This window comes from Streptomyces formicae (assembly GCF_002556545.1).
Classification (GTDB): Bacteria; Actinomycetota; Actinomycetes; order Streptomycetales; family Streptomycetaceae; genus Streptomyces; species Streptomyces formicae_A.
In genome coordinates this window covers 3,069,183-3,095,666 of record NZ_CP022685.1, presented here as the reverse complement: position 1 = coordinate 3,095,666, position 26,484 = coordinate 3,069,183, and the positions used below count along the sequence as shown (strand labels likewise).

Below are 26,484 nucleotides of genomic sequence, written 5' to 3'. Positions count from 1 at the left end.
TGGGCTATGGCTTGTGTGCGCGGAAGCGCGGTGCCCCGCTCCGCGGATGAAGGTCCACCGCCACCTCAGTGAAGCCCACGGCCTTCAGGCGGTCGGGGAGCCCGGCCGGGGACACCGTGTTCATGGTGTCCCTGATGTGCAGCATGGTGAAGCAGACGACGGACGAGTGCGCCCCAGCGCTCCTGGAGGAGCCGCGCGGTCCGCTCGTCACTTCCCCGTCCGCGAGGAGTGACGCGCCGACCGGGCGCACTTCGGCCCGCACCGAAGCGTCGCGCCCGTACGTTCGTGCCATGACGCTTCGGTACGAGGAGTTCCGCGACCTGCACCACCGCACCGGTGCCCCCCTGGTCCTGCCCAACGCCTGGGACCACGCCTCGGCCGCCGCGCTCATCGCCGCGGGCTTCCGCGCGATCGGTACGACCAGTCTGGGCGTGGCCGCAGCCGCGGGACTCCCGGACGGGGCGGGTGCCGCCCGCGCGGACACCGTACGGCTGGCCCGCGGCCTGGCCCGCACCGACGCCCTCGTCACCGTCGACATCGAGGGCGGCTTCAGCGACAGACCGGAGGAAGTCGCCACCCTGGTCCGCGAGTTGGCGGACGCCGGAGTCGTCGGCGTGAACATCGAGGACGGCCGCCCCGACGGCACGCTGCGCGAGACCGGGCACCAGAGCGAGATCCTCCGGGCCGTACGCGAGTCCGTGTCCGACCGGCTCTTCGTCAACGCCCGCACGGACACGTACTGGCTGCCGGGCGCCGGGGCGGCGGCGGAGACGGCCGACCGGCTCGCCGCCTACCAACAGGCGGGCGCGGACGGGGTGTTCGTCCCCGGTTTGTGGGACGTGCGGGCCGTCGCGGAGCTGGTCGCGGGCCTCGGCGCCACCCCGCTGAACGTCCTCCACGCACCGGAAGGACCTTCCCTCGCCGAGCTCGCGGAGGCGGGCGTCCGGAGGGTCAGCACCGGCTCGCTGCTGTTCCGCGCGGCGCTCGGCGCGGCGGTGGCGGCGGCCGAGTCGGTGGCCCGGGGCGTCCCGGTGCCCGCCCGCGTCCCGTCGTACGACGAGACGCAGGCGCTGTCCGACGCGGCCGCCCCATGGGCGTCAGCCCCGGGTCAGTAGGCGACCTTGCCCGTTCCGTCGTTTCCGCCGGAGAACTCCAGGTAGAACTCCCACCCGTTCGGCACGTTGTTGCCGATCACCTTCCACTCGCCCGCCTTGGCGTACTGGTAGTCCCCGCAGCCGTGGCGGTAGCAGACCTTGACGTGGCGGTTGTAGTTCACCTTGATGTTGATGTCCGCGCAGTTGCTGGTGGTCCTGGCCCAGGCGGTACCGGCGGGCCAGATCGCGGTGCTCCCGTCGCCGACGGCCTTGTAGTTCTTCGCGCTGCCGTAGCAGGACTGGATCTGGGCCCCGCCCTTCGGCGCGTCGGCGCTCGCCGCCGTGGCGGTCGCGGCGGCCATTCCTCCTCCGAGCATGACGGCGGTCAGCGCGATCGGAGCCATGCGTGAACGTATGCGCACGAGTGTTTCCCCCTGTGGTCATCGATGGTCATCGACGGTTGTCCGTGGTCGTCGGCGTACTCGCCGACGAGCGGAGAAGTTACGCGGGGAGCGCGGTGGCAGGCGTCAACCCACGGGTGTCGATCAGGGGTAAACCTGGGCGTTAGCCGGGTGCGGAGTAAACCGTCGCGGCAGTGGAATCCCCGACGAAGTAGGGTGCTGTCCGGGGGGAATTGGTAACTGATGACAGCGGCAGACGCGGTACCCATCGTCTTCGTCCACGGGACGCGCTTCAGCGCGGGCCAGTGGAGCGTGCAGTTGGCCGCGCTCCGGGACGAATTCCCGGTAGTGGCGGTCGACTTGCCCGGTCATGGAGAGCGCTCGGCCCAACCCTGGAGCCTGCGCGCCGCCACGGAGATCATCGCTTCTGCGGTGGACGCGCTCGACCGCGGTCCCGCCCTGGTCGTCGGGCACTCGCTCGGTGGATACGCCTCGCTGGAGTTCGCGCGGCACTGCCCGGAACGACTGCGCGGGCTGGTCCTCGCGGGAGCCAGTGCGGCTACCCGTGGGCTCTGGACAGCGCCCTATCGCTGGGTCGCCAGGCAGGTGCCCCGTGTGTCGGCGGACCGGCTGACCCGGTGGAACGATCGGTTGCTGCGGCGCCAGTACCCACGGGAAGTGGTGGAGGCGACCATCCGTTCCGGCTATGCCTTCCATGCCCTGCCGGCGGCTTGGGGCGAAGTGCTCGGACGCTTCGACGTGGGGGCGATGCGTCATGTGAAGGCTCCGGTCCTCATCCTCAACGGCGAGAAGGACACCCTCTTCCGCGCGGGCGAGGCGGACTTCGCCCGCGCGCATCCGCACGCTCGCGTCGAATTGATCCCGAGGGCCCGACACCTCGCGAACTTCGACGACCCGGCCGCTTTCACTGACGCCGTCCGCCGCTTCGCCCGGCAGCTGCCTGCTGTCGGCTGAGTGGGAAAGAATCAAGATTCCCGGATCGCTCGCGTGATTTCCTCGCCTGTTGACGCGACGGCGACTTCCCATCCGTCCCTGATGCTCTCAGGTAGACATTCACGGTCTTCGTCTCGACTGAGGACCACCGTTCCACCAGGCAGGATGAGGGAGGATTCCGTCCGCCGTACGAGCTCGACGATGACGTTCATGATCTCATCTCCCCCGAGATGGTTGATTGTGATGTTGGTGTCGGAGCTGAAGTGAATATCCGCACTCCCCCCATCGCTTCCTGCCTTGATCTGGAGGAAATTCTCGTCCCTCGCCGTCACGTAGGGGTCAAGGGCTTCGTGCGCGACTTCCTTGTCCAGCACGGCTGGTTCACCGTCCACGAACCGGCACACGAAGATGTCGTAACTCACAAATCCCTCCAATGGTGAATGCCAGATGCGATGTGCCGCTCAATCGCTCCGCCCGGTGCCACCGCAACCTGCCTTCCAGCATGCGGGGTGAGGGGTGTGCCCCCGCTCAAAAGCAGGGGCACACCTTCAGCGACTCACACTCTCAACCTGCCGCAGAGCCTGCTACGCCAGCGGATGCGTGAAAGGTCCGGCAATCCGCTCCAAGGTTTCCAGCGTGATCTCCGGGACGAAGACGGAGTCGTCCGCCATGCCCGCGGGAAGGTGCTCGCGCATGCCGTCCGGACAGAGGAACCTGCCGTCGGCAAGGAGAACACCCGTACCGGTCTGGTTGATCAAGCCGATGACGACCTTCCACACCTCGCCGGCCTGCGGGCGCTCGACAGCAATGATGCCGTCCGAGACGCTCACTTCCGCCTCGCTGCCGTCAGGGGCCCGCACCCAGAATTCCGGAGAATCCTCAGCGGCCCTTCCCGGCGCGGCGTCGTACGCGGCCAGGAGCGGCCTCACCGTTTCGATGTCCACCCTGGACATCTCGCCGTCCACGAACCTGTAGAGGGTCAAGCCGTAGCTCATGATGGTGCCTTCTTGCCTCTGTCTCAGGAATCCACGTGCCCGGCCCGCTTTGGCGTACTGGTCAAAATAGGCCAAGGCGGCAGCGGGCGCCCCGCTCGAAGCGGGGCGCTTGCCCTTCGAACGAGGCGATCGCGAACTCGGCCGCCGCGATGAGCTTCCGCACCGTGCCGTTCTTCTCCCGTTTCGGAGCCGGTTCAACTCCGTTACGAAACGCTTGAGTTGAAGCTCGTTGAACATGGTGTCGCCGACGGAGAAGACTCCGCTCATGACGCTCCCGTCCGGAGCCGCTCGGCATGCCGAGAGGAAGCTTTCGTCCAAGTCGCCGAGACGCGGGCGGGGGTAAACCTGGGCGTTAGTCGGGAGTGCGGGTAAACCCGTGCGGCAGCGGGGGGCCGGTACGTGGGGGGTCCCAAGCGTTCGAGGTGCGGGTGTACGTCAGTCGGTCCTTGTTGCCCTCGTTGACGCGTCGCAGTGTGTTCTCGCTCAGCAGGATCAGCGTTGAGGCGGTCCCTGTCGCACAGGAACTGGGAGGTTTGCCCGAAGCCACCGTCGACTCGCTCAGCCGGAGGCTGCTGAACGTGGCGGACTCCAGCTTTGCCGTGAAGACGCAGTGGTACGTGCGTCCTTGGCCCAGCGGGCCGTCCGCCGTCAGCGTCATCACCGTGTCAGCCACGCCGCCCGGCCGGATCACGAGCCTCCGGGTGTGTTTGCCGAGGTCGTTGCGGAGCGTGGCCCGCCAGGTGCCGAGGTACATGTCCAACGGGCCGGCCGCAGGCTCGGTCTTCACCGCGGTGTCCTCGTGGTGGTAGGCATAGGCGCCGAAGGCGATGGCCATGACGGCGGCGGCCGCGGCCAGGACGAGTCCACGGCGCGGCCTCTCCCCCGGCCGAGGCTTTTCGGGCGGGCCGAGGGGCTCCAGCAAGGCCGGAGCGGACGTTGAGCCGACGCCCGCCCTCTCCGTATCCCCCCTCCGAGCCTCCGCCCTCCCTGTCTCCGGAGCCGGTGCCGCTTCCGTTGCTCTCGCGGACAGACGGTACGTACGGACACCGATGACTGCGGCGGCGGCCCTGCGCGGCAGCGTGAGGCTCCGCGCCGGAGGAAGGGCGCGGTCACGGCTCGGGCGTCGGTCGACCCCGATCGTGGCCGCGGCGGCCCGGCGGAGCAGTGTGGGCCGGGTCATTCGGTGCCGCCCGGGTCCGGGCGCCGGGGTCCGGTCTGCTCGTTGGGCGGCCCGATCGTCGGTGGCTGGAGGCCATGCGGCTGAGTGCTCTGCGGTGCGTTGGAGTCGCCGATGACGATCTCCGCCAGCCGGGAGTGTTTGAGTTGCACGAGGATCAAGGGAGCTGACGCCCCGACGGCGAAGGTCGCGAAGCCCCCACTGACCTGGCCCCAGGAGGCCATGAGCATCGCCACCCCGGCCCCCAGCACGGTGTGCACCACTGCCGCGATGCTCTCGCCCGCGATGTCGTAGAACGTGCCGAACGCGGGAGGCCCCTCCGTCGCGGGCTGCTCGGACAGCCGGAACTCCCGCCGCCGCACGAGCCATTCGGACATGCAGTCGTACGCGTGCACGATCCCCCGTGCCGCTCCGCCTGCTGCGCCGATCAGAAGCAGACTCGCAGTGTCCACGTGTCCTCAGCCCATGCAGCGAGACTCGGATGGTCGATGCAAAAGGCTACGGACCTCCTCATCGCATGAGAAGAGGACCGCCCGAGTCGCCACGCGTGCGCCGGGTGGCGTGGGCTGAACCTGGGGCCGGTCGGTGCCGTCCGGCCTCGACGCCATCGCCCCCGCGGGTCGACGACTCGCAGCTGTTCCGCGCGGCGCCAAACGGCCGGCGTGCGGCTCAACTCGCAGGATCCGACCAGCCTTGTACTTCAACGGTGAACGGGCGCATGTCATCTTCCGATTCCACGGCCTGGAATCCGGCGGATCGAAGAATCCCTACCATCGCGGCGCACATGGCGGAGCCTACGGCTCCGTTGTGTTTGACGGCGGGTGCTTGCAAGTCCTGCTTCATGAGGCTCTCGCCAGCGGCGTCCCGAAGGGATTGGCCGGCATTCCACTGGACGAAAACCCCTCCCGCCGCGTCGGCCCCGAGGTCGCACTCGATCTCCGCGCCCGGCGGGCTTGCCGGAGTCCGCATGTCCAGCAGAGCGGCGGGGATACCGGCCCGCTCCAGCTCTTGTCGTACGTGAGCGGCGAGACTGTTCCTGGCGGATGTGACGTCGGGAGATGCCTTCTCGTATCCGGGGTCGGACAGAGGCATGTGATGACTCGTTTCGGTGGCGGGTTTCCGGATGGGTGTCAGGGCGGGTGGTGGGGCCTGAGCGGCCCCACCACCGGTCAGGCCGGTTTCCTCCCGCAGCGGCACTGGCCCCCCGGCGCCTTCGCCTAGAGTCGCGCCGGTGGACATCAGTCAACTGACCGGCGCCGAGCGGCGGGTGTGGGAAGCGTACGCGCTCGGGGGTTCCGTCGACTTCCGGGTGCGGCCGAGGGAACCCGCGACGTCCGGTGCCGAGTGGGGACCCGAACGGACCGTGCGGGCCGAGGTGTTGAGGGCGTTGCTCGTCGGTGGGCCGCGCGTGGAGGGGGAGGTCCCGTTCCTGCGGCTCCATGGTGCTCGTATCAGTGGAGTGCTCGACCTTCAGTACGCGGAGGTCGCGGTCCCCCTGCACATGTGGGCCTGCCACTTCGACGAGGAACTCGACCTGTACGGGGCGCGGTTGCGGCAGATCAATCTGGGGTGGTCCGTGCTGCCCGGCATGAACGGGACATCCCTCCGGGTGGACGGCTCCCTGCGGATGACCGGGTGCCGGGTCCGTGGGCCCGTACGGCTCGGTGGCGCGCGGATCTCCGGGGCGGTGTTCCTGGAGGGAGCGCACCTCGGCGAGGAGGGCGTCGCGCTCGACGAGCCCGTCCTCGCGCTCAACCGCACCACCATCGACGACGACCTCCAGGCCGACGGGGGCCTCGTCGTCCATGGCATGGTCCGCCTCGCGGGCGCGGTGATCGCCGGGAACATCACCTTCGACGACGCGGTGCTGAGCAACCCCGGGGGTACGTCCCTGCACGCGTCCGGCCTCAACGCCGGATCCGGTCTGCATGCGATGCGGCTGAGGGCGGAAGGACGCGTCAACCTGCCGGGCGCGCGCGTCGCGGGCCCTCTCAACTTCGAGGATGCCCGCCTCTCCAATCCCGGCGGCACCGCCCTGCGTGCCAGCGGACTGGTCACGGGCGTGCTCGACCTGCACGTGGCCGAGCGCATCGACGGCGCGGTCACCCTGCGCGGCTGCCAACTCGACCTCCTGCACCTGGCCACCGAGATGTGGCCGGACAAGGTCCGTCTCGACGGCCTGACGTACACGCGGCTCAGTCCGCACGAACCGGCGGAACGGTGGCTTCGGGTGCTCGAACGGGACGTTGACGGGTACGTTCCGTACGCGTACGAGCAGCTCACCGCGGCGTATCGCCGGCTCGGCGATGACGGGGCGGCCCGCACCGTGCAGCTTGCCAAGCAGCGGAGGCATCGGGCGACGCTTTCCTGGTACGCCAGGACGTGGGGGTATCTCCAGGACTGGACCGTCGGCTATGGCTTTCGGCCCACGCGGGCGGCGGTGTGGTTGCTCTCGCTGCTGCTGGTCGGGGCGGTGACGTTCGCCGTGCATGAGCCGTCCGCGTTGAAGCCTGAGGAGGCGCCGGAGTTCAATCCGGTCTTCTACACGTTGGACCTGCTGCTGCCGATCGTCGACTTCGGGCAGGAGGGTTCGTATGCCGCGCAGGGGGCGTATCAGTGGTTCGGGTACGCGTTGGTGGTGCTGGGGTGGACGCTTGCGACGACGATCGCGGCGGGAGTTTCGAGGGCGATCAGCCGTCAGTAGCCTGCGGGTTGGTGGGGGCTGGTCGCGCAGTTCCCCGCGCCCCTAAAGGGGCGCCCACCCGATGAACGTGGACCAGGCCTTGGCGCCGATCACCAGGGTGGGACCCTGTGGCACTTTGCTGTCTCTGACAGGGACTACGCGGGGGACTCCGTCGGCCACCTCGACGCAGTCGCCACCCTGGCCGTTGCTGTAGCTGCTCTTGCGCCAGCGTGCGGTGCTCAGGTCGTACTCGTGCATCGTCTGTAGTCCTCAGCCGCCGATTCGACCAGGGCGAGGGACGCCTCCGGCGACAGCGCGGCGCCCCTGAGTAGATCGTATGTGCGCTGCGCGTGCTTCACCACTACCGGTTCGTCGACGAGGGTTCCCGAATACTCCGTTTCTGTATAGAGCGTTGGCGGGGCGTCGTCGAACTCCATGAGCTTCAGAGCTCCGCCCATGCAGGCATGTGCTCCCCCCTCGTACGGAAGCACCATCACCAACACCTGCCGCTCCCGCATCAGCGCCGCGACATGGTCCAGCTGCTGTGCCATCACGGTCGGCCCGCCCACCGGGATGTACAGCGTGTTCTCGTGCAGGACCACCCAATACTCGGGCCTTGTAGCGTCCTTGAGGATGCCCGCCCGCTCCATGCGGGCGGTGACGATGTCCTCCACGTACGCGTCCGTGACGAACGGGTTCGCCGCGAGCGTCACCGCGTGTGCGTACGCGGCGGTCTGGAGCAGGCCAGGGACGAGCGTCGGTGCGAACTCGCAGATCCGTGTGGCCAGGGCTTCGAGCTCGACGACCGCCGCGAAGTAATCCGCATAGCGCTTGTCGTCGATCAATTTGCGGCACATCCGCTCGAAAAAGCCGTCGGTTTGCAGGGCCTCGTCGATCCGCTCCGCCACATCCAGCTGTGGTTTTCGAATTGCCTGCTCGAACTGCCCAATGTACCCACCGGAGACAAAAACCCGCGCCCCCAGCACCGACTGGGAGAACCCCGCGTCCTCACGCCTCCGCTTGAGCTCCGCGCCGAAGAACTCCCACGCCGCCTGTCGTGATCCACGCGAACCATTGGCCATGGCCAACCGCCTCCCCATGCCCCGCAGTTGTAGCGGACAGACTCCTGCCGAGTGTAGGTGGACTCCGTCACCGTAGGAGGGCGAAGAGTGAAATCCACAGCCCGAGGGGAACCACGTGAAAGCGGAATCGAAGCACCACGCAGTGGCATGTATCGAACAGGCGGAGGATACCGTGAAGGAATTGCGCGACGCGCTCACGCGGGCGGGAATTACCCTGCCGTCATTGCGGATCGACCAAGCCTCGCTCGCTCGCGAAGCGCCCTGCCCGCGCATCGAATTGGGCGGTTGTTCCGCCGATGTGGCGGCTCGCCTGGCCGCCGCGTTGAGGAGTGCGGCGTGAACCTTCCCCTGCCGGTAGGCGCGTACGTCGTGGACACCCGGAGCGGTCGCATCGGCAGGGTCATGGGCCACGAGGGGCCCTACGTGCAGCTGCGCCCGTACGGCGGGGGCAGGGAGTGGGACTGTGCGCCGGAGGCGGCCCGCACGGCGACCACGGAGGAGCGGATGCGCGCGGCGACGGCGTATGCGAACGCGCGGAGCCGGGGGGAGGTGCCTTGAGTGTGCCCTCCGGGGCTTCAGCGCAAGGGCCAGACTCTGACGTGCTTACCGGCCGGGCCGAGGTGATCCAGGAGGTGTTGGATGTCGTCGGGGTCCGAGGTGAAGACTCGGGCTCCGAGCCGCGCGGCGATCACCGCGACGGCGCCGTCCACCGGGTCGGAGGTGTCGGCCTGCCCTAAGAGCTCGCCGATGCTCCGGGCGAGGGGGTGGTCCAGGGGCGGCACGTCGCAGCCACTGAGCAGGCATGCGATCTGGGTCTGGCGGGCGCCGTCCCGCCACGCCTGGGACACGACGGACGCGGGTACCAGGGGCATGCCACCGGCGGTCAGATAGGAGCGATGCGTTCGCCAGAAGGCGACCTGGTTCCGCTCGGCGGCGATCAGGGCCCCGGCGTCGTACACGAACGGCTTCAGAGTGCTCACGCGGCGCCTCGCGACTGGTTCCCCGTGTGCTCGGAGCGTGTGGCGTCATCCATGACGGCGTCCACCCATTCCTGTTCCTCCGGTGTCGGGGGATCGAGGCGCGCCATGGCCTCCTCCGCCGCGGCCAGCCCGGCTTCGATCTTCGCGGCGTGGTCGGCGGCCCGTGACAGCCAGGCGGAGACGCTCAAACCTTCGCGTTCGGCAGCAGACTTGGCGGCCTCGAGCGTCTCGCTGGGGATGGTGATGGTGACGCGTTCCAGGCTCATACTCTGAGTCTTACCGGCGTGGCCGGTGCCGCCCCAGCCGGACCGGCCACGTTCACCGGTACGAGGTAGGACGGCCTCGGCGCCGCGCACGCGGTCCCGTGCGCGAGAATGGGCCCATGAGCCTGTTCCGCGACGACGGCATCGTGCTGCGCACCCAGAAGCTGGGTGAGGCGGACCGCATCATCACGATACTCACGCGCGGTCACGGCCGCGTACGCGCTGTCGCGCGCGGGGTGCGGCGGACCAAGTCGAAGTTCGGGGCGCGACTCGAACCGTTCTCCCACGTCGACGTGCAGTTCTTCGCGCGCAACAGCGAACTGGTCGGGCGCGGGCTCCCGTTGTGCACGCAGAGTGAGACGATCGCTCCGTACGGTAGCGGGATCGTCACGGACTACGCCCGCTACACCGCCGGTACGGCCATGCTGGAGACGGCGGAACGGTTCACCGACCACGAGGGCGAGCCCGCCGTGCAGCAGTACCTCCTGCTCGTCGGCGGGCTGCGGGTGCTCGCCCGCGGGGAGCACGAGCCCCATCTCGTCCTGGACGCCTTCCTGCTCCGCTCCCTCGCCGTGAACGGCTACGCGCCGAGCTTCAACGACTGTGCGAAGTGCGGGATGCCCGGGCCGAACCGGTTCTTCTCGGTCGCCGCGGGCGGCTCGATTTGCGTCGACTGCCGGGTGCCGGGCAGCGTCGTACCCTCGGCGGAGGCCCTCACGCTCCTCGCCGCCCTGCTCACCGGCGACTGGGCGACGGCGGACGCGTGCGAGGCGCGGCACGCCAGGGAGGGCAGTGGGCTCGTTTCCGCCTATCTGCATTGGCACTTGGAGCGCGGACTGCGTTCCCTGCGGTACGTAGAGAAGAACTGAAGCCAGTAGCTAGGAGAGAGTCCCCCATGGCACGACGCGGAATCCTCGGACGGTCCCGCCGTGAGTACACGACCCCCGAGCCGCACCCCTCGGGCGCGCGGCCGCCGAAGATCCCCGGTGAGCTGGTGCCCAGGCACGTCGCCATCGTCATGGACGGGAACGGCCGGTGGGCCAAGGAGCGCGGTCTGCCGCGCACCGAGGGGCACAAGGTGGGTGCCGAGCGCGTCCTCGACGTGTTGCAGGGCGGCATCGAGATGGGCGTCGGGGCGATCTCGCTCTACGCCTTCTCCACGGAGAACTGGAAGCGGTCGCCCGACGAGGTGAAGTTCCTGATGAACTTCAACCGCGACTTCATCCGCAAGACCCGCGACCAGCTCGACGAACTCGGCATCCGGGTGCGCTGGGTGGGGCGGATGCCCAAGCTGTGGAAGTCGGTCGCCAAGGAGCTGGAGATCTCCCAGGAGCAGACCAAGGGCAACGACAAGCTGACCCTGTACTTCTGCATGAACTACGGGGGCAGGGCCGAGATCGCGGACGCGGCGCAGGCGCTCGCCGAGGACGTGAAGGCGGGGCGGCTCGACCCGTCCAAGGTCAGCGAGAAGACCTTCGCGAAGTACCTGTACTACCCGGACATGCCGGACGTCGACCTGTTCCTGCGCCCGAGCGGCGAGCAGCGCACCTCCAACTACCTGCTCTGGCAGAGCGCGTACGCCGAGATGGTCTTCCAGGACGTGCTGTGGCCGGACTTCGACCGGCGCGACCTGTGGCGGGCCTGCCTGGAGTACGCCGCGCGCGACCGCCGCTTCGGTGGGGCCATCCCCAATGAGCAGCAGATCGCCGAGAGCTAGGCGCTCCGCGGGACATACGGTCCACGTCTGCGGGTTGGTGGGGGCTGGTCGCGCAGTTCCCCACGCCCCTACAGGGAAGGGCCCGCACCGTCAGGACGGTGCGGGCCCTTCCCTGTAGGGGCGCCTACTTGCTCGCGCACTCCGCGCACGTCCCGAAGATCTCCACGGTGTGCGCCACGTTGACGTACCCGTGCTCCGAGGCGATCGCCTCGGCCCACTTCTCGACGGCGGGGCCCTCCACCTCGACGGCCTTGCCGCAGACGCGGCAGACCAGATGGTGGTGGTGGTCGCCGGTGGAGCACCTGCGGTAGACCGTCTCGCCCTCGCTGGTGCGCAGCGCGTCGACCTCGCCCGCGTCGGCGAGCGACTGGAGGGTGCGGTAGACCGTGGTGAGGCCGACGGAGTCGCCCTTGTGCTTGAGCATGTCGTGCAGCTCCTGCGCACTGCGGAACTCGTCCACGTCGTCGAGCGCCGCCGCCACTGCCGCCCGCTGGCGGGTCGACCTGCCTCGAACCGGGGCTCCCACGGTTACCTCCTCGTGTCTGCGCTCTGGTCTCGTGCTCAAGCCTGCCGGGCCATTGTGCCAGGTAAGCCTGAGCTCAGGTCAGAGCTTGGCCCCCGCCTGCGCCGGAACCGCGCACTCCGCGGGGTCGCCCCCGGCCTGGGCGGCCGCCGCCGCACGGGCTCTGCGCCTGGCCAGCGGCGTCGCGAGGATCGTCAGGGCGATGAAGACGCCGATGGTGAGGAGGACGATCGTCGCGCCGGGCGGTACGTCCTGGTAGTACGAGGTCACGGTGCCGCCGAGCGTCACCGCGACGCCGATCGCCACCGAGACCGCGAAGGTCGCGGCGAAGCTCCGGGTGAGCTGCTGGGCGGCCGCGACCGGCACCACCATCAGCGCGGAGACCAGCAGCAGGCCCACGACGCGCATGGCGACGGTGACCGTGACCGCGGCGGTGACGGCGGTGAGCAGGTTCAGGGCGCGCACGGGCAGGCCCGTCACGCGCGCGAACTCCTCGTCCTGACTGACCGCGAAGAGCTGCCGACGCAGACCGACCGTGACCAGGACCACGAAGGCGGCCAGCAGGCAGATCGCCGAGACGTCCTCCTCGGAGACCGTGGAGAGCGAGCCGAAGAGGTACGACTGGAGGTTCGCGTTCGAGCCGCCGGGGGCGAGGTTGATGAACATGACGCCGCCCGCCATGCCGCCGTAGAACAGCATCGCGAGCGCGATGTCGCCGCGCGTCTTGCCGTACCAGCGGATCAGCTCCATCGCGACGGCGCCGACGATCGCGACCGCCGTCGCCATCCACACGGGCGAGGTGGAGAGCAGGAAGCCGAGGCCGACACCGGTCATCGCGACGTGGCCGATGCCGTCGCCCATCAGGGCCTGGCGGCGCTGCACCAGGTAGATGCCGACGGCGGGCGCGGTGATGCCGACCAGGACGGCGGCGAGCAGGGCCCGCTGCATGAAGGCGTAGTTGAGGAGTTCCATCGCCGGGGTCCTTAGGTCAGCAGGCCGGTGCGGACCGGCTCCGCGTCGGCGGTGTGCGGGTGGACGTGGTCGTGGCCGGGCAGCGCGTGCTGGCCGACGGCCTCCGGGGGAGGACCGTCGTGCAGGACGCAGCCGTCGCGCAGGACCACGGCGCGGTCGATGAGCGGTTCGAGCGGGCCGAGTTCGTGCAGGACCAGCAGGACCGAGGTGCCCTTGGCGACCTGCTCGCGCAGCGTCGCGGCGAGGATCTCCTGGCTGGCCAGGTCGACGCCCGCCATCGGCTCGTCCATGATCAGCAGCTCCGGCTCGGCGGCGAGCGCGCGGGCGATGAGCACGCGCTGGTGCTGCCCGCCGGAGAGCGCGTCGACGGAGTCCTTGGCGCGGTCGGCGAGCCCCACCAGGTCGATGGCGCGGGCCACGGCCTCGCGGTCGGCCTTGCGCAGGACGCCGAAGCGGGCCCGCGAGAGCCGCCCCGACGAGACGACCTCGGTGATGGTGGCGGGCACGCCGCCCGCGGCCGTGGTGCGCTGCGGGACGTACCCGACGCGGGCCCAGTCGCGGAACCTGCGGCGCGGGGTGCCGAAGATCTCGACGTCGCCGCCGGTGGCCGTGACCTGGCCGATGATCGTGCGTACGGCCGTGGACTTGCCCGAGCCGTTGGCGCCGAGCAGCGCCACGACCTCACCGCGCCCGACCCGCAGGTCTATGCCGCGCAGGACGGGGCGCGAGCCGAGCTCGGCCGTCACCTCGCGCAGGGATACGACGGCCTCGTCGGTGTCGGCCTGCTCGCTCATGGCTCGTGCCTCCGTAGCCGCGGGGGTGGGGGTCACTTGGCGCCCAGGGCCTTCTGCAGGGCCTTGAGGTTGGACTCCATGACCTGGATGTAGTCGTCGCCCTTGGACTTGTCGGTGATGCCCTCGATGGGGTCGAGCACGTCGGTCTTCAGGCCGGTGTCCTTGGCGAGGGTCTGCGCCGTCTTGTCGCTGACGAGCGTTTCGTAGAAGACGGTGGTGACGCCGTCGGCCTTCGCCATCTTCTGGAGGTCCTTGACGCGCTTGGCGCTGGGCTCGGCCTCGGGGTCCAGGCCGCTGATGGCCTCCTCGGTGAGGCCGTAGCGCTCGGCGAGGTAGCCGAAGGCGGCGTGGGTGGTGATGAAGACCTTGCTCTTGGTGTTCTTCAGGCCGTCCTCGAAGGACTTGTCCAGGCCACCGAGCTTCTTCACCAGCTTCGCGGTGTTCTTCTCGTACGTCGCCGCGTTGTCCGGGTCGGCCTTCTCCAGGGCCTTGCCGACGCCCTCGGCGACCTCGGCGTACTTCACCGGGTCCAGCCAGATGTGCGGGTCGGCGCCCTCGTGCGAGTGGTCGTGGCCGTGATCGTCGTGGTCGTGCTCGTCGGCGTGCCCGCCGACCTCGTTGCCGTGCTTCTCCGTGCTGGTCAGCGATGCGGCGTCGACCTTGGTCTTGATGCCGGACTGGTCGATCGCGTCGTCGACGGCGGGCTGGAGGCCCTTGAGGTAGAGCGCGACGTCGGACTCCTCGAGCTGTCCGCGCTGCTGGGCGGAGACGTCCAGGTCGTGCGGCTCCTGGCCGGGCTCGGTGAGGTTGGTGACGGAGACGTGGCTGCCGCCTATCTGCTCCGCGAGGTACTGCATGGGGTAGAACGACGCCACCACGTCGAGCTTGCCGTCGTTGTCGCTCGCGGCCGACGTGGAGCACGCGGTCAGCGCGGTGAGGCCGAGGACGGTGGCGGAGGCAAGGGCGGCGGTGGGTATGAGGCGTCGTACGTTCATGACACTCATTTTCAACAAATGTGGAAACGATTGTCAACAAGCCCTCGGTTTGGACGTGTGTGGGGAACCGATTTGATTAGGGGGGTAAGGCCGCCGGTAACCTGAAGCATTCGCTCCCGAAGCCGCTGCTCCGGCAGTACTTGCTTCGCCCACCCGTCTCCCGACCGCCACCCCCCAACGAGGCGCTTCGCGCCGCACCTGCCTTATCCGACGTCGCAATGAAGAGAGCACCGTGGCCGCCGACAAGATCGACACCATCGTCAGCCTGAGCAAGCGCCGTGGCTTCGTTTTTCCCTGCAGTGAGATCTACGGCGGCCAGCGTGCCGCCTGGGACTACGGGCCGCTCGGCGTCGAGCTGAAGGAGAACCTCAAGCGCCAGTGGTGGCGCTACATGGTCACCTCGCGCGAGGACGTCGTCGGCATCGACTCGTCGGTGATCCTGGCGAGCGAGGTCTGGCAGGCCTCCGGCCATGTCGCGACCTTCTCCGACCCGCTCACCGAGTGCCTCTCCTGCCACAAGCGCCACCGCGCCGACCACCTGGAAGAGGCGTACGAGGCCAAGCACAACCGCCCGCCGGCCAACGGCCTCGCGGACATCAACTGCCCCAACTGCGGTACCAAGGGCCAGTTCACCGAGCCCAAGCAGTTCTCCGGCATGCTCGCCACGCACCTCGGCCCGACCCAGGACAGCGGCTCCGTCGCCTACCTGCGCCCCGAGACCGCGCAGGGCATCTTCACCAACTTCGCCCAGGTCCAGCAGACCTCGCGCCGCAAGCCGCCGTTCGGCATCGCGCAGACGGGCAAGTCCTTCCGCAACGAGATCACGCCCGGCAACTTCATCTTCCGGACCCGCGAGTTCGAGCAGATGGAGATGGAGTTCTTCGTCAAGCCGGGCGAGGACGAGCAGTGGCAGGAGTACTGGATGGAGCAGCGCTGGAACTGGTACACCGGCCTGGGCCTGCGCGAGGAGAACATGCGGTGGTACGAGCACCCGAAGGAGAAGCTCTCCCACTACTCCAAGCGCACCGCTGACATCGAGTACCGCTTCCAGTTCGGCGGCAGCGAGTGGGGCGAGCTGGAGGGCGTCGCCAACCGCACCGACTACGATCTGACCGCGCACTCCAAGGCGTCCGGCCAGGACCTCTCCTACTTCGACCAGGAGGCGGGCGAGCGCTACACCCCGTACGTCATCGAGCCCGCGGCCGGTCTGGGCCGCACCATGCTCGCCTTCCTGCTCGACTCGTACTTCGAGGACGAGGCGCCCAACGCCAAGGGCAAGCTGGAGAAGCGCACGGTCATGCGCTTCGACCACCGCATCGCCCCGGTGAAGGTCGCGGTCCTGCCGCTCTCCCGCAACCCGGAGCTCTCGCCCAAGGCCAAGGGCCTGGCGACGGCGCTGCGGCAGAACTGGAACATCGAGTTCGACGACGCGGGCGCCATCGGCCGCCGCTACCGCCGCCAGGACGAGATCGGCACGCCGTACTGCGTGACGGTCGACTTCGACACCCTGGACGACAACGCGGTGACCGTGCGCGAGCGCGACACCATGAAGCAGGAGCGCGTCTCCCTCGACCAGATCGAGGGCTACCTCGCCACCCGCCTCGTGGGCTGCTGACGTTCGTACGTTCTCTGAGTGAAGTCGTGAAGCCTTGAGGAAGCCCCCGGTTCCGGGTTATGGAACCGGGGGCTTCCGTGCACACTGGGGCGCATGCTTCCCCTCACCACGAGCAAGGTCAGCAGATGGGACCAGCACGGGCGCGAGCACGTCGTGCAGGTCCAGAAGGCGGGCAGGCAGCGGGAGTTGAGCTGCGGGACCTGCGGGTGGCGCAGGAAGGCGCAGTTCCTGCCGTGGCTCAAGGCCGAGGAGCACCTGACGCAGGAGCATCAGGCGACGGTGGACCCGTCGGCGGGCTGAGTACCAGAGGTCTGAGGGGTCTGTACGAGGACGGCGGCGTCCTGCGGCCGCGGGGCGAGCAGCAGCGTCATGCCGTACGCCCGGGGCGTGCCCTCGCCCCCCGGCGTGAGCTCGACCGTCCGAGGGGCGAAGTCGCCGACCGACCGGCACGTCCACCAGTCCGCCAGGTCAGGGCGTACGGAGTCGAGCCGTCCGGCGAGCCGCCCGAGGTCCTCGGCTTCGGGGCGGCGGTCCGCACGGGTGCGGAAGTGCCGGTGCAGGTCCATCGCGACGGGCTCCCAGTCGGGCAGTACGCGCTGGTGCGGGGCGTCCCCGACCAGCAGGAGCAGCAGATTGCGCCGGTCCTCGGGGAGGTCGTCGGGGTCGGGCCACACGGCGGCGTACGCGCGGTTCCAGGCGAGGATGTCCAGGGCGGGGCCGAGCAGCAGCGCCGGACTGTCGGGCCAACAGTCCAGCACGGCACGGAGGTTCGGGTCGTACGAGGTGGTGCGCCCCTCCGCGGCGGGGGCGAACCCGGCGAGGGCCAGCGCGTGCCGGTGGGCCGCCTCGTCGAGCCGGAGCGCGCGGGCGACCGAGTCGAGGACCTGCCGCGAGGTGTCCACGCGGCCCTGTTCGATCCAGGTGTACCAGGCCACGGAGACGCCGGAGAGCGCGGCGACCTCCTCGCGGCGCAGCCCCTTCGCGCGGCGCCGTGGGGTGTGCGGCAGTCCGACGTCGCCGGGGGAGAGGAGCTCGCGGTAGGCGCGCAGGAACCCGCCGAGCCGCTGCCGGAGCGCGGTGGTTGCCGTGGTCGTCTCCATGACCTCAGCCTATGACCCGTACTCACCCCCATGGTTGCCCCGCTGGTCGGGCCGCGCGCGGGGCCCGAGGCTTGCCCCATGACCGAAACCCCTGTGATGTGGCGCCGCCGCAACGACTCCACGGACCTGACCGAACCCCGCCCCTTCATCCGCGTCTACACGGGCCCGGGCACCCTGGACGCCCTGGCGTCGTCCTACGAGCGGCTGCTCGGCACGGAACGCGACATGTGGTTCGCCTACCCCGAGAAGAACCTCGCCCTCGCCGTGGTGGGCGCCTTCCTCCTGATCGAGGGCACGGAGGAGACCCTGGCCCCCTTCCGCGCGACCCACGGCACGCTGCTCGTCGACTCGGCGCAGGCGTACCTGGAACGCCTCGTGCGGGAGGGCGCGGAGATCACGGACCCGCTGATCAAGGTCCCGACGGGCTCGGGCTTCACGGCCCGGCACCGGGACGGCACGGTGATCGAGTACGTGGAGCACCGGCCGACGGAGGAGGGGCTCTAGGGCCTGTCGTCAAACTCCCGTCTGCCCCGCGACGTCTGGCACGCACGCTCGCGGCGTTGCCGGAATGCCCGAGTAGGTCCACTACGAGGACATCCCGGCGCCTTGCGATCGCACGCACCAGACGCCGCGGGGCCGCCCTTCGGGCGACGACGGGAGTTTGACGACAGGCCCTAGGCCCTGTCCGGCGGGGATGTCAGTGGCACCCCCTAGGGTCCGCCTGTGACTCGATCCGTGACTTCCTCCGTGACTTCCTCCGTGACCCCTTCCGCGGCCCCCTCCTCCACCCACCTCGGTGAGACGGCGGACGCCTACGACGCCATCGCCACCGTGTACGCGGGAATGCCCCGCGACGACCTCGAAGCCCCCTCTCTGGACCGCGCGTGGATCGCCGCGTTCGCCGACCACGTGCGGACCGAAGGCGCGGGACCCGTAGCGGAGTTGGGCTGCGGCCCCGGCCCCGTGACGGCGCTCCTGCGGGACCTGGGTCTGGACGCCTTCGGCGTGGACCTGTCGCCGGTGATGATCGGCCTGGCGCGCGCCGCTCACCCGGACATCCGTTTCGAGGTCGGCTCGATGGACGCCCTGGACCTGCCGGACGGGGGCCTGTCCGGCGTCGTCTCCTGGTACTCGGTGATCCATACGCCCCCGGCGCAACTCCCGCCCTACTTCGAGGAGTTCCACCGGGTCCTCGCCCCCGGCGGCCACCTCCTGCTCGCGTTCTTCGAGTCGGAGGGCGCCCCGGTCACCCCGTTCGACCACAAGGTGACCACGGCGTACCGCTGGCCGGTGGACGGCCTCGCGGAGCTGGCGACGCGGTCCGGCTTCACGGAAATCGGCCGCATGCTGCGGGAGCCCCGTGAGGGGGAGAGGTTCCGCAGGGGTCATCTGTTGATGCGAGTGGTGTGACGCCCCGGAGCGCTCCGTAAGTTAATTAACGTTCAACTACTTTTCGCCACTGCCCGTGCGCCGGGTCGGCCTCGGCCATCCGGCTGCCGACGTGCGGAGGCGGGGTGGAGGGGTGTCGCTCCGGCGCCCCGGAGGCGCCGTCCCGGCGTGCGGACAATGACCCGAATTGATTTAACATTCAACCTAAGTGAGGCGCATGCTGGTCAGTGGGTCGATCGCCCCCTCGGGGGCCCGGCCCAACACCCCATCTGACCAAGGGAGATGACCCGACATGACGCAGACCATGACCGAGCCCCGGACCGAGCTCAACGCCTCCCGGACCCAGCCCCTCCGCCTCCACCATCACGCGTGGATCACCGACGACCAGGAAGCCAACCGGCACTTCTACGAGGACGTGATCGGCCTGCCCCTGGTGGCCACGTGGACCGAGCGCGAGGTGCTGTCCGGGGCCGAGCGCGCCTACTGCCACACCCTCTACGGCCTGGCCGACGGCAGCGCGCTCGCCTTCTTCCAGTTCGCCGACCCCAAGGACCAGGAGGAGTTCAAGACCGGCATCAACACCACCCCCCTGCGCCACATCGCCTTCAAGGTCGAGGCGGAGACCCAGGACGCGATCCGTGAGCGCGTCACCGCCGCGGACTATCCGCAGGCCAACCCCCACGTGCTCGACCACGGCTTCTGCGTCTCGCTGTACATCACGGACCCCAACGGCCTGATCCTGGAGTTCGCTGTCGACCACCCCGACGTGGAGAAGATCGACGCGGAACGACGCGCCACGGCCCACGCCGACCTCGGCCGCTGGCTCGCGGGGGACCACACCAGCAACAACAACTGGCGCTGACGCCTGACGCCTGACGTCACGGACCGGCTGGGTCGAAGACGACGTCCTTGGTCGTGACCGTCCCGGCCGTCCGGCCAGGCGCGCTCTGGCGGCTCCAGTACAGGTTCGTGTGCGCGATGACCTGGTCCGGTGGCGGCGCACCCCACGCCGTCTTGTCGACTGTGGTGTGGGCGTCGCCGACCAGCGCCGCGTCGTACCCCCTGACGAACGCGCCGTGGAGCGTCGAGCGGACGCACGCGTCGGTCTCCGCGCCGACGACCACGAGCCGCCCCACCCCGAGCCCCGAGAGCACGGCCTCCAGCGTGGTGTCCTCGAAGGAGTCGCCGTAGCTCTTCCCGACGAGCGGCTCGGCGTCCTCGGGGGTGAGCTCGGGGACGATCCGCCAGCCGTCGCTCCCCTTCACGAGCCCCTCGTCGTCGTGCTGGACCCACACGACAGGAACCCCTTCCTGCCGCGCCCGCTCGACGAGGTCGGCGAGCGTCGGTGTGAGCGTTGGGAGCAGTGCGGCCTTCGCGGTGCCTTCAGGCCCGCAGTCCCCGCACCGTCAGATCCACTACCGCCGTGAAGGCCGCCTCGATGCCGGGGCGCGACCAGTGCGGGGCGTACGACGGGTCGTGGAAGCGGCCTGTCGCGTCGAAGACCGCGCGGGCCGAGCGGGCCGGGTCGGGGGAGGTGAAGTCGCCCCGGACGACGCCCTCTTGGACGATCGTCGTGAGCTGGCCTGTGAGGTCGTCGATGTGGGCGTCCACCACGCCGCCGTTCTCCTCGGTCAGCACCGTGTAGGTGGCGAAGAGTTCGGGGTCGTCGCCGGCCTTGTGCTGCTTCGCCTCGAAGAGGGCCGCCAGCCAGTGGCGGAGCTTCTCCTCGGGAGGCTCGGTGCCCTCGACGATCGCGGAGAGGATCACGGAGGTACGGTCCAGCCAGCGCCGCGTCACCGCGCCGCGCAGCTCCGCCTTCGTACGGAAGTGGCGGTACACCGTGCCATGGCTCACCCCCAGGGCGCGGGCCACGTCGACCACCGTGGCCTTGGCCGCGCCGTGCCTGCGCAGGACCTCCTCGGTCGCTTCGAGGATGCGCTCGGGGGTCAGGGGGGCCGCGGTTGCCATGGCTAGACCGTACCCGGGGGACGGTCAGCGCTCGCTGTCGAGGTGTGCCATCTGGGACTCCGGGTAGCGGGCACCGGCCGCGGCGTCCGCGGGGACGGCCGCCTCGATCGCGGCGAGGTCCGCGTCGTCCAGCGTCACGTCGAGCGCGCCGAGCGCCTCGTCGAGCCGGTCGCGGCGGCGGGCGCCGACCAGCGGCACGATCGACGCCCCGTGCCGGGGACCCTGCGCGAGCACCCAGGCGATCGCGGTCTGCGCGACGCTGACGCCCTTCTGCTCGGCGATCTTGCGCAGGGCGTCGACCAGGTCGAGGTTGCGGTCGAGGTTCTCGCCCTGGAAGCGGGGGCTCATCGAGCGGAAGTCGTTCGCGGCGAGCTTGCGGTCGCGGGTGAAGTGGCCGGAGATCAGGCCGCGCGAGAGCACCCCGTACGCCGTGACGCCGATGCCGAGCTCGGCGACCGTCGGCAGGATCTCCGCCTCGATGCCGCGCGAGATCAGCGAGTACTCGATCTGGAGGTCGGAGACGGGAGCGGTGGCCGCCGCCCTGCGGATCGTGTCGGCGGCGACCTCGGAGAGGCCGATGTGCCGGACGTGGCCCTTCTCGACGAGCTCGGCGATGGCGCCCACCGTCTCCTCGACCGGGACGTCCGGGTCGATGCGGGCGATGCGGTAGACGTCGATGTGGTCGACGCCGAGGCGCTGGAGGGAGTACGCGGCGAAGTTCTTCACCGCGGCCGGGCGGCCGTCGTAGCCGGACCAGCCGCCGTCCGGGTCGCGAAGGGCGCCGAACTTCACGCTGGTCAGCGCCTGTTCGCGACGGGCCGCGGGGGCGGTGCGCAGGGCCTCGCCGATCAGCATCTCGTTGTGGCCCATGGCGTAGAAGTCGCCGGTGTCCAGGAGCGTGACGCCCGCTTCGAGGGCGGCGTGGATGGTCGCGATGGACTCCGCGCGGTCGGCTTCGCCGTACAGCGCGGACATGCCCATGCAGCCCAGGCCGAGGGCGGAGGTACGGGGGCCGTTGTTTCCGAGGGTGAGAGTACGCATGTGTCCACCATGACATGACAGATGACAGATTTCAATATCTGTCATCTGTCATGTGTCACCCGCCATTCGTTACTCGTCATCCGTCATCCGTCATCCGTCATCCGTCATCTGTCATCTGTCGCTCGGGGTGGTGGCCTCCCGCGCCGTCGCCGCGACCTCCGGCTCCTCCAGCCGCTTCGCCGTACGCTCCGCCGTCCCCCGCGCCCACCGCCCGCTCGTCACCGCTCCCAGCAGCAGGACCGCGACGCCGCAGCCCGTGATGATCCACCAGGCGGGTCGGCTCGCCGCAGTGAATTCCTTCGCGTACGAGGAGGAGGCGACGCCCGACGCCAGGACCGCGCCGATCACCGCGACGCCGAGGGTCTGGCCGATCTGGCGGCTGGTGGAGGCGACCGCGGCCGCGACGCCCGCCTGGGCGCGCGGCATCCCCGCCACCGCCGTGTTCGTGATGGGGGCGTTCACGAAACCGAAGCCGAGTCCGAACAGGACGTACGCGAGGAAGCGGGTCCCCGGCTCGTCGGCCGCCTCGAAGGCGGCGAAGAGGATCCCGGAGACGGTCATCGCCACCCCGGCGATCAGCAGCGAGAGGCGCGGGCCCCGGCTGCCGACCAGACGGCCCGACAGCGGTGCGCAGACCAGCGTCATCGCCGCCATCGGCAGCATCCACAGGCCCGCGTGCAGCGCGTCGAGGCCGCGTACGTCCTGGAGGTAGAGCGTCGAGAGGAACAGGAAACCGCCGAGCGCCGCGAACGCGCAGACCGCGATCACTGTCGCTCCGCTGAACGGTGCCGAGCGGAAGAAGCGCAGGTCGATGAGGGGTTCCGCGCGGCGCGGCTCGTACAGGACGAGCCCGGCGAGGCCGAGCAGCGCGGCGCCCGCGAAGGCCAGGATCAGCGGTGACGTCCAGCCCGCGCTCGGCGCCTCGATGATCGCGTACGTCAGCGCGCCGAGCAGCACGATCACGAGCAGCTGCCCCACGGGGTCGGGGCGGCGCGGCTTCGGGGCGCGGGACTCGGGGACGTACCGCATGGTCAGGAAGAGCGCGGCGAGGCCCACCGGCAGATTGACCCAGAAGATCGAGCGCCAGCCGACCGAGTCCACGAGCAGCCCGCCCACCAGCGGTCCCGCCGCCATGGAGATGCCGACGACGCCGCCCCAGACGCCGATGGCGCGGGCCCGCTCGCGCGGTTCGGTGAAGGTGTTGGTGATGATCGACATCGCGACCGGGTTGAGCATCGAGCCGCCGACCGCCTGGATCATGCGGAAGGCGACCAGGGATTCCAGGTCGGGCGCGAGCGAGCAGAGCACCGAGCCGACGGTGAAGGTGACGAGGCCCGCCTGGAAGACCTTGCGGCGGCCTATTCGGTCGGCCGTCGACCCCGCCAGCATGAGGAGCGAGGCGAGGACGAGCGTGTACGCGTCGATGGTCCACTGCATGCCCGAGACGCTCGCGTCGAACTCCCGCCGCATGGTGGGGAGCGCGACGTTGAGGATGGTGTTGTCGAGGCTGACGATCAGCAGGCTCATGCAGCAGATCGCGAGGACGAGCAGGCGTCTGCGATGGGTGAGTTCATCGGGCATGTATCTGACGGTAGCCCTCTCGGCGGGTCTCGGCCCGGCCGCCCGTCGGGGGTGAGGCAGGGTCCGTCTCAGCCGGACGGGCGGGCATCCCCTCCGCGCCTGCGGCCGGGCCACATGTCGCCGTACGCGGCGTCCATGAACTGGACCTGCGGGCCGCGCAGCACGGACGTGTCGGCCGTCTCGCCTCCGGCTACCTCGGCGAGGCGGGACGCATACCGGTAGGCCGCGCCTCGAAGGGGTTCGCTCCTGGCCGCCAGGTCGATCTCCGCCTGGGCGAGCCAGAGGTCGTCGACGAGCCGGCCGAGCGCGGCATCGGCCTCGGTCCCGCGACCTTCCGGGTGCGTGGACGCCCTCTTCTCCACCTTCGAGGCGAGGGCCACGAACTTCAGCACCGCGCCCTTGAGCTCCGCACGGTGAGCGGCGGATTCCTGTACGTCGAGCTGCCGGGCGCTCACCCGTGAGACGAGGTACTGACCGAACAGTGACCCGCCCGCGCCGAGCACCACCCCCGCGAGAGAAAACAGCGCCGGCCCCAAGGTTCCCCAAGATCCCATACCGGGAGCGTAGGGCGGTCCACCGGAGCTCTCGGGGGAGGGTGGGGCGGGCACCTGGGGAGTGAGGGACAATGGAGGGTCCCGTCGTCCGTCCCGGAGAGCATCGATGCCGTCCCAGCCGCTGTCCATCGGCCCGCACACCGTGCGGCCGCCCGTCGTGCTCGCCCCCATGGCGGGCATCACGAACGCGCCGTTCCGGACGCTGTGCCGGGAGTTCTCCGGCGGCAAGGGTCTCTTCGTCAGCGAGATGATCACGACGCGCGCCCTGGTCGAGCGCAACGAGAAGACCATGCAGCTGATCCACTTCGACGAGACCGAGAAGCCCCGGTCCATCCAGCTGTACGGCGTCGACCCCGCGACGGTCGGCAAGGCGGTCCGCATGATCGCCGAGGAGGACCTCGCCGACCACATCGACCTGAACTTCGGCTGCCCCGTCCCCAAGGTCACCCGCAAGGGCGGCGGCTCCGCGCTGCCGTACAAGCGGCCCCTGCTACGCGCGATCCTGCGCGAGGCGGTCGCGGGCGCCGGTGACCTGCCGGTCACGATGAAGATGCGCAAGGGCATCAACGACGAGCACATCACCTTCCTCGACGCGGGCCGGATCGCCGTCGAGGAGGGCGTCACGGCCATCGCCCTGCACGGCCGCACGGCCGCCCAGCACTACGGCGGCACGGCCGACTGGGACGCCATCGCCCGCCTCAAGGAGCACGTCCCCGAGATCCCTGTCCTGGGCAACGGAGACATCTGGTCGGCCGCCGACGCGGTGCGGATGATGAAGGAGACCGGCTGCGACGGCGTCGTCGTGGGCCGTGGCTGCCTGGGCCGCCCCTGGCTCTTCGGCGACCTGGTCGCCGCCTTCGAGGGCACGGGCGCGCCCAAGGCCCCCGACCTGCGCGAGGTCTCGAAGGTCATGCTGCGCCACGCCACCCTCCTCGGCGAGTGGATCGGCGACGAGGCGCGCGGCGTCATCGACTTCCGCAAGCACGTGGCCTGGTACCTGAAGGGCTTCGCGGTCGGCTCCGAGATGCGCAAGCGCCTCGCGATCACCTCGTCCCTCGCCGAACTGGAGGACGGGCTCGGCGAGTTGGACCTCGACCAGGCGTGGCCGACCGGCGCGGACGGCCCGCGCGGCCGCACATCGGGCAACAACCGCGTGGTCCTGCCGGACGGCTGGCTGAAGGACCCGTACGACTGCGCGGGCATCAGCGAGGACGCGGAACTGGACACGTCGGGCGGCTGAGCAGGGCCCCGCAAGGGGCGCGGGGAACTGCGCGGCCAGCCACGTCCGGCCCGCGGAGAACCGAGCACCTACACGAGCGTCACCGTCACCGGCAGTTCCTTGATCCCGTTCACGAAATTGGACCGCACCCGCCGCACCTCCCCGTCCAAGCGGATGCCCGCCAACCTCGGCAGCAGCTCCTCGAACATGATCCGCATCTCCAGGCGGGCCAGCGAGTTGCCCAGACAGAAGTGCGGGCTGCCCTTGCCGAAGGTGACGTGGTCGATGTTCTCGCGGGTGACGTCGAAGCGGTACGGATCGGGGAAGACGTCCTCGTCGCGGTTGCCGGACGCGAACCACAGCACGACCTTGTCGCCCTTCCTGATCAGCTTGCCGCCCAGCTCCACGTCCCGGGTGGCCGTGCGCCGGAAGTGGTAGACGGGCGAGGCCCAGCGCAGGCACTCCTCGACGGCGCCGGGGATCAGCGAGGGGTCGGCGACGAGCTTGGCGCGCTCCTCGGGGTGCTCGATGAGCGCGAGCATGGAGTGCGAAATGGCGTGCCGCGTCGTCTCGTTGCCCGCGACGACGAGCAGCAGGAAGTAGTTGTCGAAGTCGGTGGGGGAGAGCGGGACGCCGTCCCTGGGGGAGCTGTTGACCAGCGTGGTGACCAGGTCGTCGCCACGGCCGCCACGCCGGGCTGCCGCCAACTCCCTTCCGTACGCGAAGACTTCGAGCGAGGCGGGGGAGCGGAACGGCAGATCGCGGTAGCGCTCGCTCTCCGCGCTTTCGAGCAGGACGTCGGCGTAGTCGGGGTCGGTGTTGCCGATGATGCGGTTGCCCCAGTCGATGAGCTGCTGGGTGTCCCCCTCGGGGACGTCGAGCATCCGCGCGAGCACGTTGATCGGGAAGTCGGCGGAGACCTCCCTGACGAAGTCGAAGGTGCCCTTGGGCAGGGCGGCGTCGAGCGTGCGGGCGGTGAGGCCGCGCAGGAAGTCCTCGTACGTCGCGACGGCCCGGGGCGTGAACCGCTTCTGCAGGATGAGCCGCATGGCCCGGTGCCGCATGCCGTCGGTCTCCAGCAGCGACCGCCGCAGCGCGATGTAGTCCTCGTCGACCTCTTCGAGGTTGGTGAAGCGCTCGGAGGTGAAGGTGTCGGGGTCGCGGTCCACGCGGACGATGTCCGCGTGCCGGGTGACGGCCCAGAAACCGGAGTTGGGCGCGGGCTCGGGCTGCCAGTGGACGGGGTCCTCGCGGCGCAGCACGTCGAACATCCGCCAGGGCAGGTCGCCGTCGGTGAACCGGTCGTTGTCGGCGAGGTCGACGTCGCCGATGGCGAGGGGCGGGGGGCCCGCGGCCGTACGCATGGCTGTACTCCTTCGTGCGTTCG

34 protein-coding genes are annotated in these 26,484 nt (G+C 69.8%); 13 read left to right on the top strand and 21 right to left on the bottom strand.

All coding sequences use genetic code 11. From position 1 onward, the window contains the following. Window positions 1–4: 4 nt before the first annotated feature. Window positions 5–292 carry a hypothetical protein gene (locus KY5_RS41770; protein ID WP_159072522.1) on the bottom strand — a complete coding sequence of 96 codons (288 nt, stop codon included), beginning with the start codon at window positions 290–292 and terminating at the stop codon, window positions 5–7. Here KY5_RS41770 and KY5_RS13250 point away from each other — a divergent pair. Beyond that, window positions 291–1,115: an isocitrate lyase/PEP mutase family protein gene (locus KY5_RS13250; RefSeq protein ID WP_098247226.1), complete on the top strand. Its 825-nt coding sequence runs from the start codon at window positions 291–293 to the stop codon at window positions 1,113–1,115. The genes KY5_RS41770 and KY5_RS13250 overlap by 2 nt on opposite strands. On the opposite strand, the gene KY5_RS13245 is transcribed toward KY5_RS13250, so the two are convergent. Next, window positions 1,109–1,498 (bottom strand): hypothetical protein, encoded by a 390-nt coding sequence (locus KY5_RS13245; protein WP_199843058.1) that lies wholly within the window; start codon window positions 1,496–1,498, stop codon window positions 1,109–1,111. The two genes, KY5_RS13250 and KY5_RS13245, sit on opposite strands and share 7 nt — an antisense overlap. Window positions 1,499–1,738: 240 nt before the next feature. Here KY5_RS13245 and KY5_RS13240 point away from each other — a divergent pair, with 240 nt between their 5' ends. Next, a complete protein-coding gene (locus KY5_RS13240) occupies window positions 1,739–2,470 on the top strand; it encodes an alpha/beta fold hydrolase (RefSeq protein WP_098242436.1) in 732 nt (243 codons plus the stop codon). A gap of 11 nt (window positions 2,471–2,481) precedes the next feature. Here the strand turns inward: KY5_RS13240 and KY5_RS13235 are convergent, their stop codons facing one another. From KY5_RS13235 to KY5_RS13220, 4 genes are all read right to left on the bottom strand, one after another. Continuing rightward, complete coding sequence (locus tag KY5_RS13235; protein ID WP_098242435.1) at window positions 2,482–2,871, bottom strand: hypothetical protein; 390 nt, start codon at window positions 2,869–2,871, stop codon at window positions 2,482–2,484. A 162-nt stretch (window positions 2,872–3,033) separates the two neighbouring features. Further along, window positions 3,034–3,444 carry a hypothetical protein gene (locus KY5_RS13230; protein ID WP_098242434.1) on the bottom strand — a complete coding sequence of 137 codons (411 nt, stop codon included), beginning with the start codon at window positions 3,442–3,444 and terminating at the stop codon, window positions 3,034–3,036. Between the two features lie 352 nt (window positions 3,445–3,796). Beyond that, window positions 3,797–4,366, bottom strand: coding sequence for a hypothetical protein (locus KY5_RS13225; RefSeq protein ID WP_098242433.1), 570 nt, complete (start codon window positions 4,364–4,366; stop codon window positions 3,797–3,799). Between the two features lie 254 nt (window positions 4,367–4,620). Next, a complete protein-coding gene (locus tag KY5_RS13220) occupies window positions 4,621–5,073 on the bottom strand; it encodes a hypothetical protein (protein WP_159072521.1) in 453 nt (150 codons plus the stop codon). 779 nt (window positions 5,074–5,852) lie between these two features. On the opposite strand from KY5_RS13220, the gene KY5_RS13210 reads away from it, so the two are divergent. Beyond that, on the top strand, window positions 5,853–7,325 hold the full coding sequence (locus KY5_RS13210; RefSeq protein ID WP_098242430.1) for a membrane-associated oxidoreductase: 1,473 nt from the start codon (window positions 5,853–5,855) through the stop codon (window positions 7,323–7,325). A gap of 42 nt (window positions 7,326–7,367) precedes the next feature. Here KY5_RS13210 and KY5_RS13205 read toward each other — a convergent pair whose 3' ends face one another. Further along, window positions 7,368–7,562: a DUF397 domain-containing protein gene (locus KY5_RS13205; RefSeq protein ID WP_098242429.1), complete on the bottom strand. Its 195-nt coding sequence runs from the start codon at window positions 7,560–7,562 to the stop codon at window positions 7,368–7,370. Beyond that, complete coding sequence (locus KY5_RS13200) at window positions 7,544–8,386, bottom strand: helix-turn-helix domain-containing protein (RefSeq protein WP_098247225.1); 843 nt, start codon at window positions 8,384–8,386, stop codon at window positions 7,544–7,546. Before KY5_RS13200 ends, KY5_RS13205 begins: the two co-directional genes overlap by 19 nt. 115 nt (window positions 8,387–8,501) lie before the next feature. On the opposite strand from KY5_RS13200, the gene KY5_RS13195 reads away from it, so the two are divergent. Both KY5_RS13195 and KY5_RS13190 read left to right on the top strand, forming a co-directional pair. Next, complete coding sequence (locus KY5_RS13195) at window positions 8,502–8,726, top strand: hypothetical protein (RefSeq protein WP_159072520.1); 225 nt, start codon at window positions 8,502–8,504, stop codon at window positions 8,724–8,726. After that, window positions 8,723–8,944, top strand: coding sequence for a hypothetical protein (locus tag KY5_RS13190; RefSeq protein WP_098242427.1), 222 nt, complete (start codon window positions 8,723–8,725; stop codon window positions 8,942–8,944). The genes KY5_RS13195 and KY5_RS13190 overlap by 4 nt, the downstream gene beginning before the upstream one ends. A gap of 17 nt (window positions 8,945–8,961) precedes the next feature. On the opposite strand, the gene KY5_RS13185 is transcribed toward KY5_RS13190, so the two are convergent. Beyond that, window positions 8,962–9,366 carry a PIN domain-containing protein gene (locus tag KY5_RS13185; protein WP_199843057.1) on the bottom strand — a complete coding sequence of 135 codons (405 nt, stop codon included), beginning with the start codon at window positions 9,364–9,366 and terminating at the stop codon, window positions 8,962–8,964. Continuing rightward, the gene (locus tag KY5_RS13180; RefSeq protein ID WP_098242426.1) at window positions 9,363–9,632 is read right to left on the bottom strand and encodes a hypothetical protein; all 270 of its coding nucleotides are present in this window, start codon (window positions 9,630–9,632) and stop codon (window positions 9,363–9,365) included. Before KY5_RS13180 ends, KY5_RS13185 begins: the two co-directional genes overlap by 4 nt. A gap of 116 nt (window positions 9,633–9,748) precedes the next feature. On the opposite strand from KY5_RS13180, the gene recO reads away from it, so the two are divergent. Next, a complete protein-coding gene (recO, locus tag KY5_RS13175) occupies window positions 9,749–10,498 on the top strand; it encodes a DNA repair protein RecO (RefSeq protein WP_055549887.1) in 750 nt (249 codons plus the stop codon). Window positions 10,499–10,524: 26 nt separating this feature from the next. Then, window positions 10,525–11,346, top strand: coding sequence for an isoprenyl transferase (locus KY5_RS13170; protein ID WP_098242425.1), 822 nt, complete (start codon window positions 10,525–10,527; stop codon window positions 11,344–11,346). Between the two features lie 124 nt (window positions 11,347–11,470). Here KY5_RS13170 and KY5_RS13165 read toward each other — a convergent pair whose 3' ends face one another. The 4 genes from KY5_RS13165 to KY5_RS13150 all read right to left on the bottom strand — a co-directional run bounded on the left by KY5_RS13165 (window position 11,471) and on the right by KY5_RS13150 (window position 14,630). After that, window positions 11,471–11,872 carry a Fur family transcriptional regulator gene (locus KY5_RS13165; protein ID WP_055549890.1) on the bottom strand — a complete coding sequence of 134 codons (402 nt, stop codon included), beginning with the start codon at window positions 11,870–11,872 and terminating at the stop codon, window positions 11,471–11,473. Between the two features lie 78 nt (window positions 11,873–11,950). Further along, complete coding sequence (locus KY5_RS13160) at window positions 11,951–12,841, bottom strand: metal ABC transporter permease (RefSeq protein ID WP_098242423.1); 891 nt, start codon at window positions 12,839–12,841, stop codon at window positions 11,951–11,953. Between the two features lie 11 nt (window positions 12,842–12,852). After that, entirely contained in the window at window positions 12,853–13,635 is a 783-nt protein-coding gene (locus tag KY5_RS13155) for a metal ABC transporter ATP-binding protein (protein ID WP_098242422.1), read from the bottom strand. A gap of 32 nt (window positions 13,636–13,667) precedes the next feature. Beyond that, on the bottom strand, window positions 13,668–14,630 hold the full coding sequence (locus KY5_RS13150; protein WP_098242421.1) for a metal ABC transporter substrate-binding protein: 963 nt from the start codon (window positions 14,628–14,630) through the stop codon (window positions 13,668–13,670). A 232-nt stretch (window positions 14,631–14,862) separates the two neighbouring features. Between KY5_RS13150 and KY5_RS13145 the strand changes: the two genes are divergently transcribed. Then, window positions 14,863–16,245 (top strand): glycine--tRNA ligase, encoded by a 1,383-nt coding sequence (locus KY5_RS13145; RefSeq protein ID WP_098242420.1) that lies wholly within the window; start codon window positions 14,863–14,865, stop codon window positions 16,243–16,245. A gap of 93 nt (window positions 16,246–16,338) precedes the next feature. After that, window positions 16,339–16,545, top strand: coding sequence for a hypothetical protein (locus tag KY5_RS13140; protein WP_098242419.1), 207 nt, complete (start codon window positions 16,339–16,341; stop codon window positions 16,543–16,545). Here KY5_RS13140 and KY5_RS13135 read toward each other — a convergent pair. Then, window positions 16,515–17,345, bottom strand: coding sequence for a helix-turn-helix domain-containing protein (locus tag KY5_RS13135; RefSeq protein WP_098242418.1), 831 nt, complete (start codon window positions 17,343–17,345; stop codon window positions 16,515–16,517). The two genes, KY5_RS13140 and KY5_RS13135, sit on opposite strands and share 31 nt — an antisense overlap. 78 nt (window positions 17,346–17,423) lie before the next feature. On the opposite strand from KY5_RS13135, the gene KY5_RS13130 reads away from it, so the two are divergent. The 3 genes from KY5_RS13130 to KY5_RS13115 all read left to right on the top strand — a co-directional run bounded on the left by KY5_RS13130 (window position 17,424) and on the right by KY5_RS13115 (window position 19,596). Further along, on the top strand, window positions 17,424–17,849 hold the full coding sequence (locus KY5_RS13130) for a hypothetical protein (protein ID WP_098242417.1): 426 nt from the start codon (window positions 17,424–17,426) through the stop codon (window positions 17,847–17,849). Window positions 17,850–18,104: 255 nt separating this feature from the next. Continuing rightward, window positions 18,105–18,755 (top strand): class I SAM-dependent DNA methyltransferase, encoded by a 651-nt coding sequence (locus tag KY5_RS13120; RefSeq protein WP_234362717.1) that lies wholly within the window; start codon window positions 18,105–18,107, stop codon window positions 18,753–18,755. A 271-nt stretch (window positions 18,756–19,026) separates the two neighbouring features. Beyond that, complete coding sequence (locus KY5_RS13115) at window positions 19,027–19,596, top strand: VOC family protein (RefSeq protein WP_098242416.1); 570 nt, start codon at window positions 19,027–19,029, stop codon at window positions 19,594–19,596. A 16-nt stretch (window positions 19,597–19,612) separates the two neighbouring features. Here KY5_RS13115 and KY5_RS13110 read toward each other — a convergent pair whose 3' ends face one another. The 5 genes from KY5_RS13110 to KY5_RS13090 form a co-directional block, all read right to left on the bottom strand. Then, window positions 19,613–20,098, bottom strand: coding sequence for an isochorismatase family protein (locus KY5_RS13110; protein ID WP_098242415.1), 486 nt, complete (start codon window positions 20,096–20,098; stop codon window positions 19,613–19,615). A 19-nt stretch (window positions 20,099–20,117) separates the two neighbouring features. Then, the gene (locus KY5_RS13105; RefSeq protein ID WP_098242414.1) at window positions 20,118–20,702 is read right to left on the bottom strand and encodes a TetR family transcriptional regulator; all 585 of its coding nucleotides are present in this window, start codon (window positions 20,700–20,702) and stop codon (window positions 20,118–20,120) included. A 24-nt stretch (window positions 20,703–20,726) separates the two neighbouring features. Next, window positions 20,727–21,743 (bottom strand): aldo/keto reductase, encoded by a 1,017-nt coding sequence (locus KY5_RS13100; protein WP_098242413.1) that lies wholly within the window; start codon window positions 21,741–21,743, stop codon window positions 20,727–20,729. A gap of 111 nt (window positions 21,744–21,854) precedes the next feature. Continuing rightward, the gene (locus KY5_RS13095; RefSeq protein ID WP_098242412.1) at window positions 21,855–23,324 is read right to left on the bottom strand and encodes an MFS transporter; all 1,470 of its coding nucleotides are present in this window, start codon (window positions 23,322–23,324) and stop codon (window positions 21,855–21,857) included. 68 nt (window positions 23,325–23,392) lie between these two features. Next, window positions 23,393–23,878 (bottom strand): hypothetical protein, encoded by a 486-nt coding sequence (locus KY5_RS13090; protein ID WP_234362716.1) that lies wholly within the window; start codon window positions 23,876–23,878, stop codon window positions 23,393–23,395. Between the two features lie 106 nt (window positions 23,879–23,984). Between KY5_RS13090 and dusB the strand changes: the two genes are divergently transcribed. Next, window positions 23,985–25,118: a tRNA dihydrouridine synthase DusB gene (gene dusB, locus KY5_RS13085; protein ID WP_098242411.1), complete on the top strand. Its 1,134-nt coding sequence runs from the start codon at window positions 23,985–23,987 to the stop codon at window positions 25,116–25,118. 68 nt (window positions 25,119–25,186) lie between these two features. Here the strand turns inward: dusB and KY5_RS13080 are convergent, their stop codons facing one another. Further along, window positions 25,187–26,461: a cytochrome P450 gene (locus KY5_RS13080; RefSeq protein WP_098242410.1), complete on the bottom strand. Its 1,275-nt coding sequence runs from the start codon at window positions 26,459–26,461 to the stop codon at window positions 25,187–25,189. Window positions 26,462–26,484 lie beyond the last annotated feature (23 nt).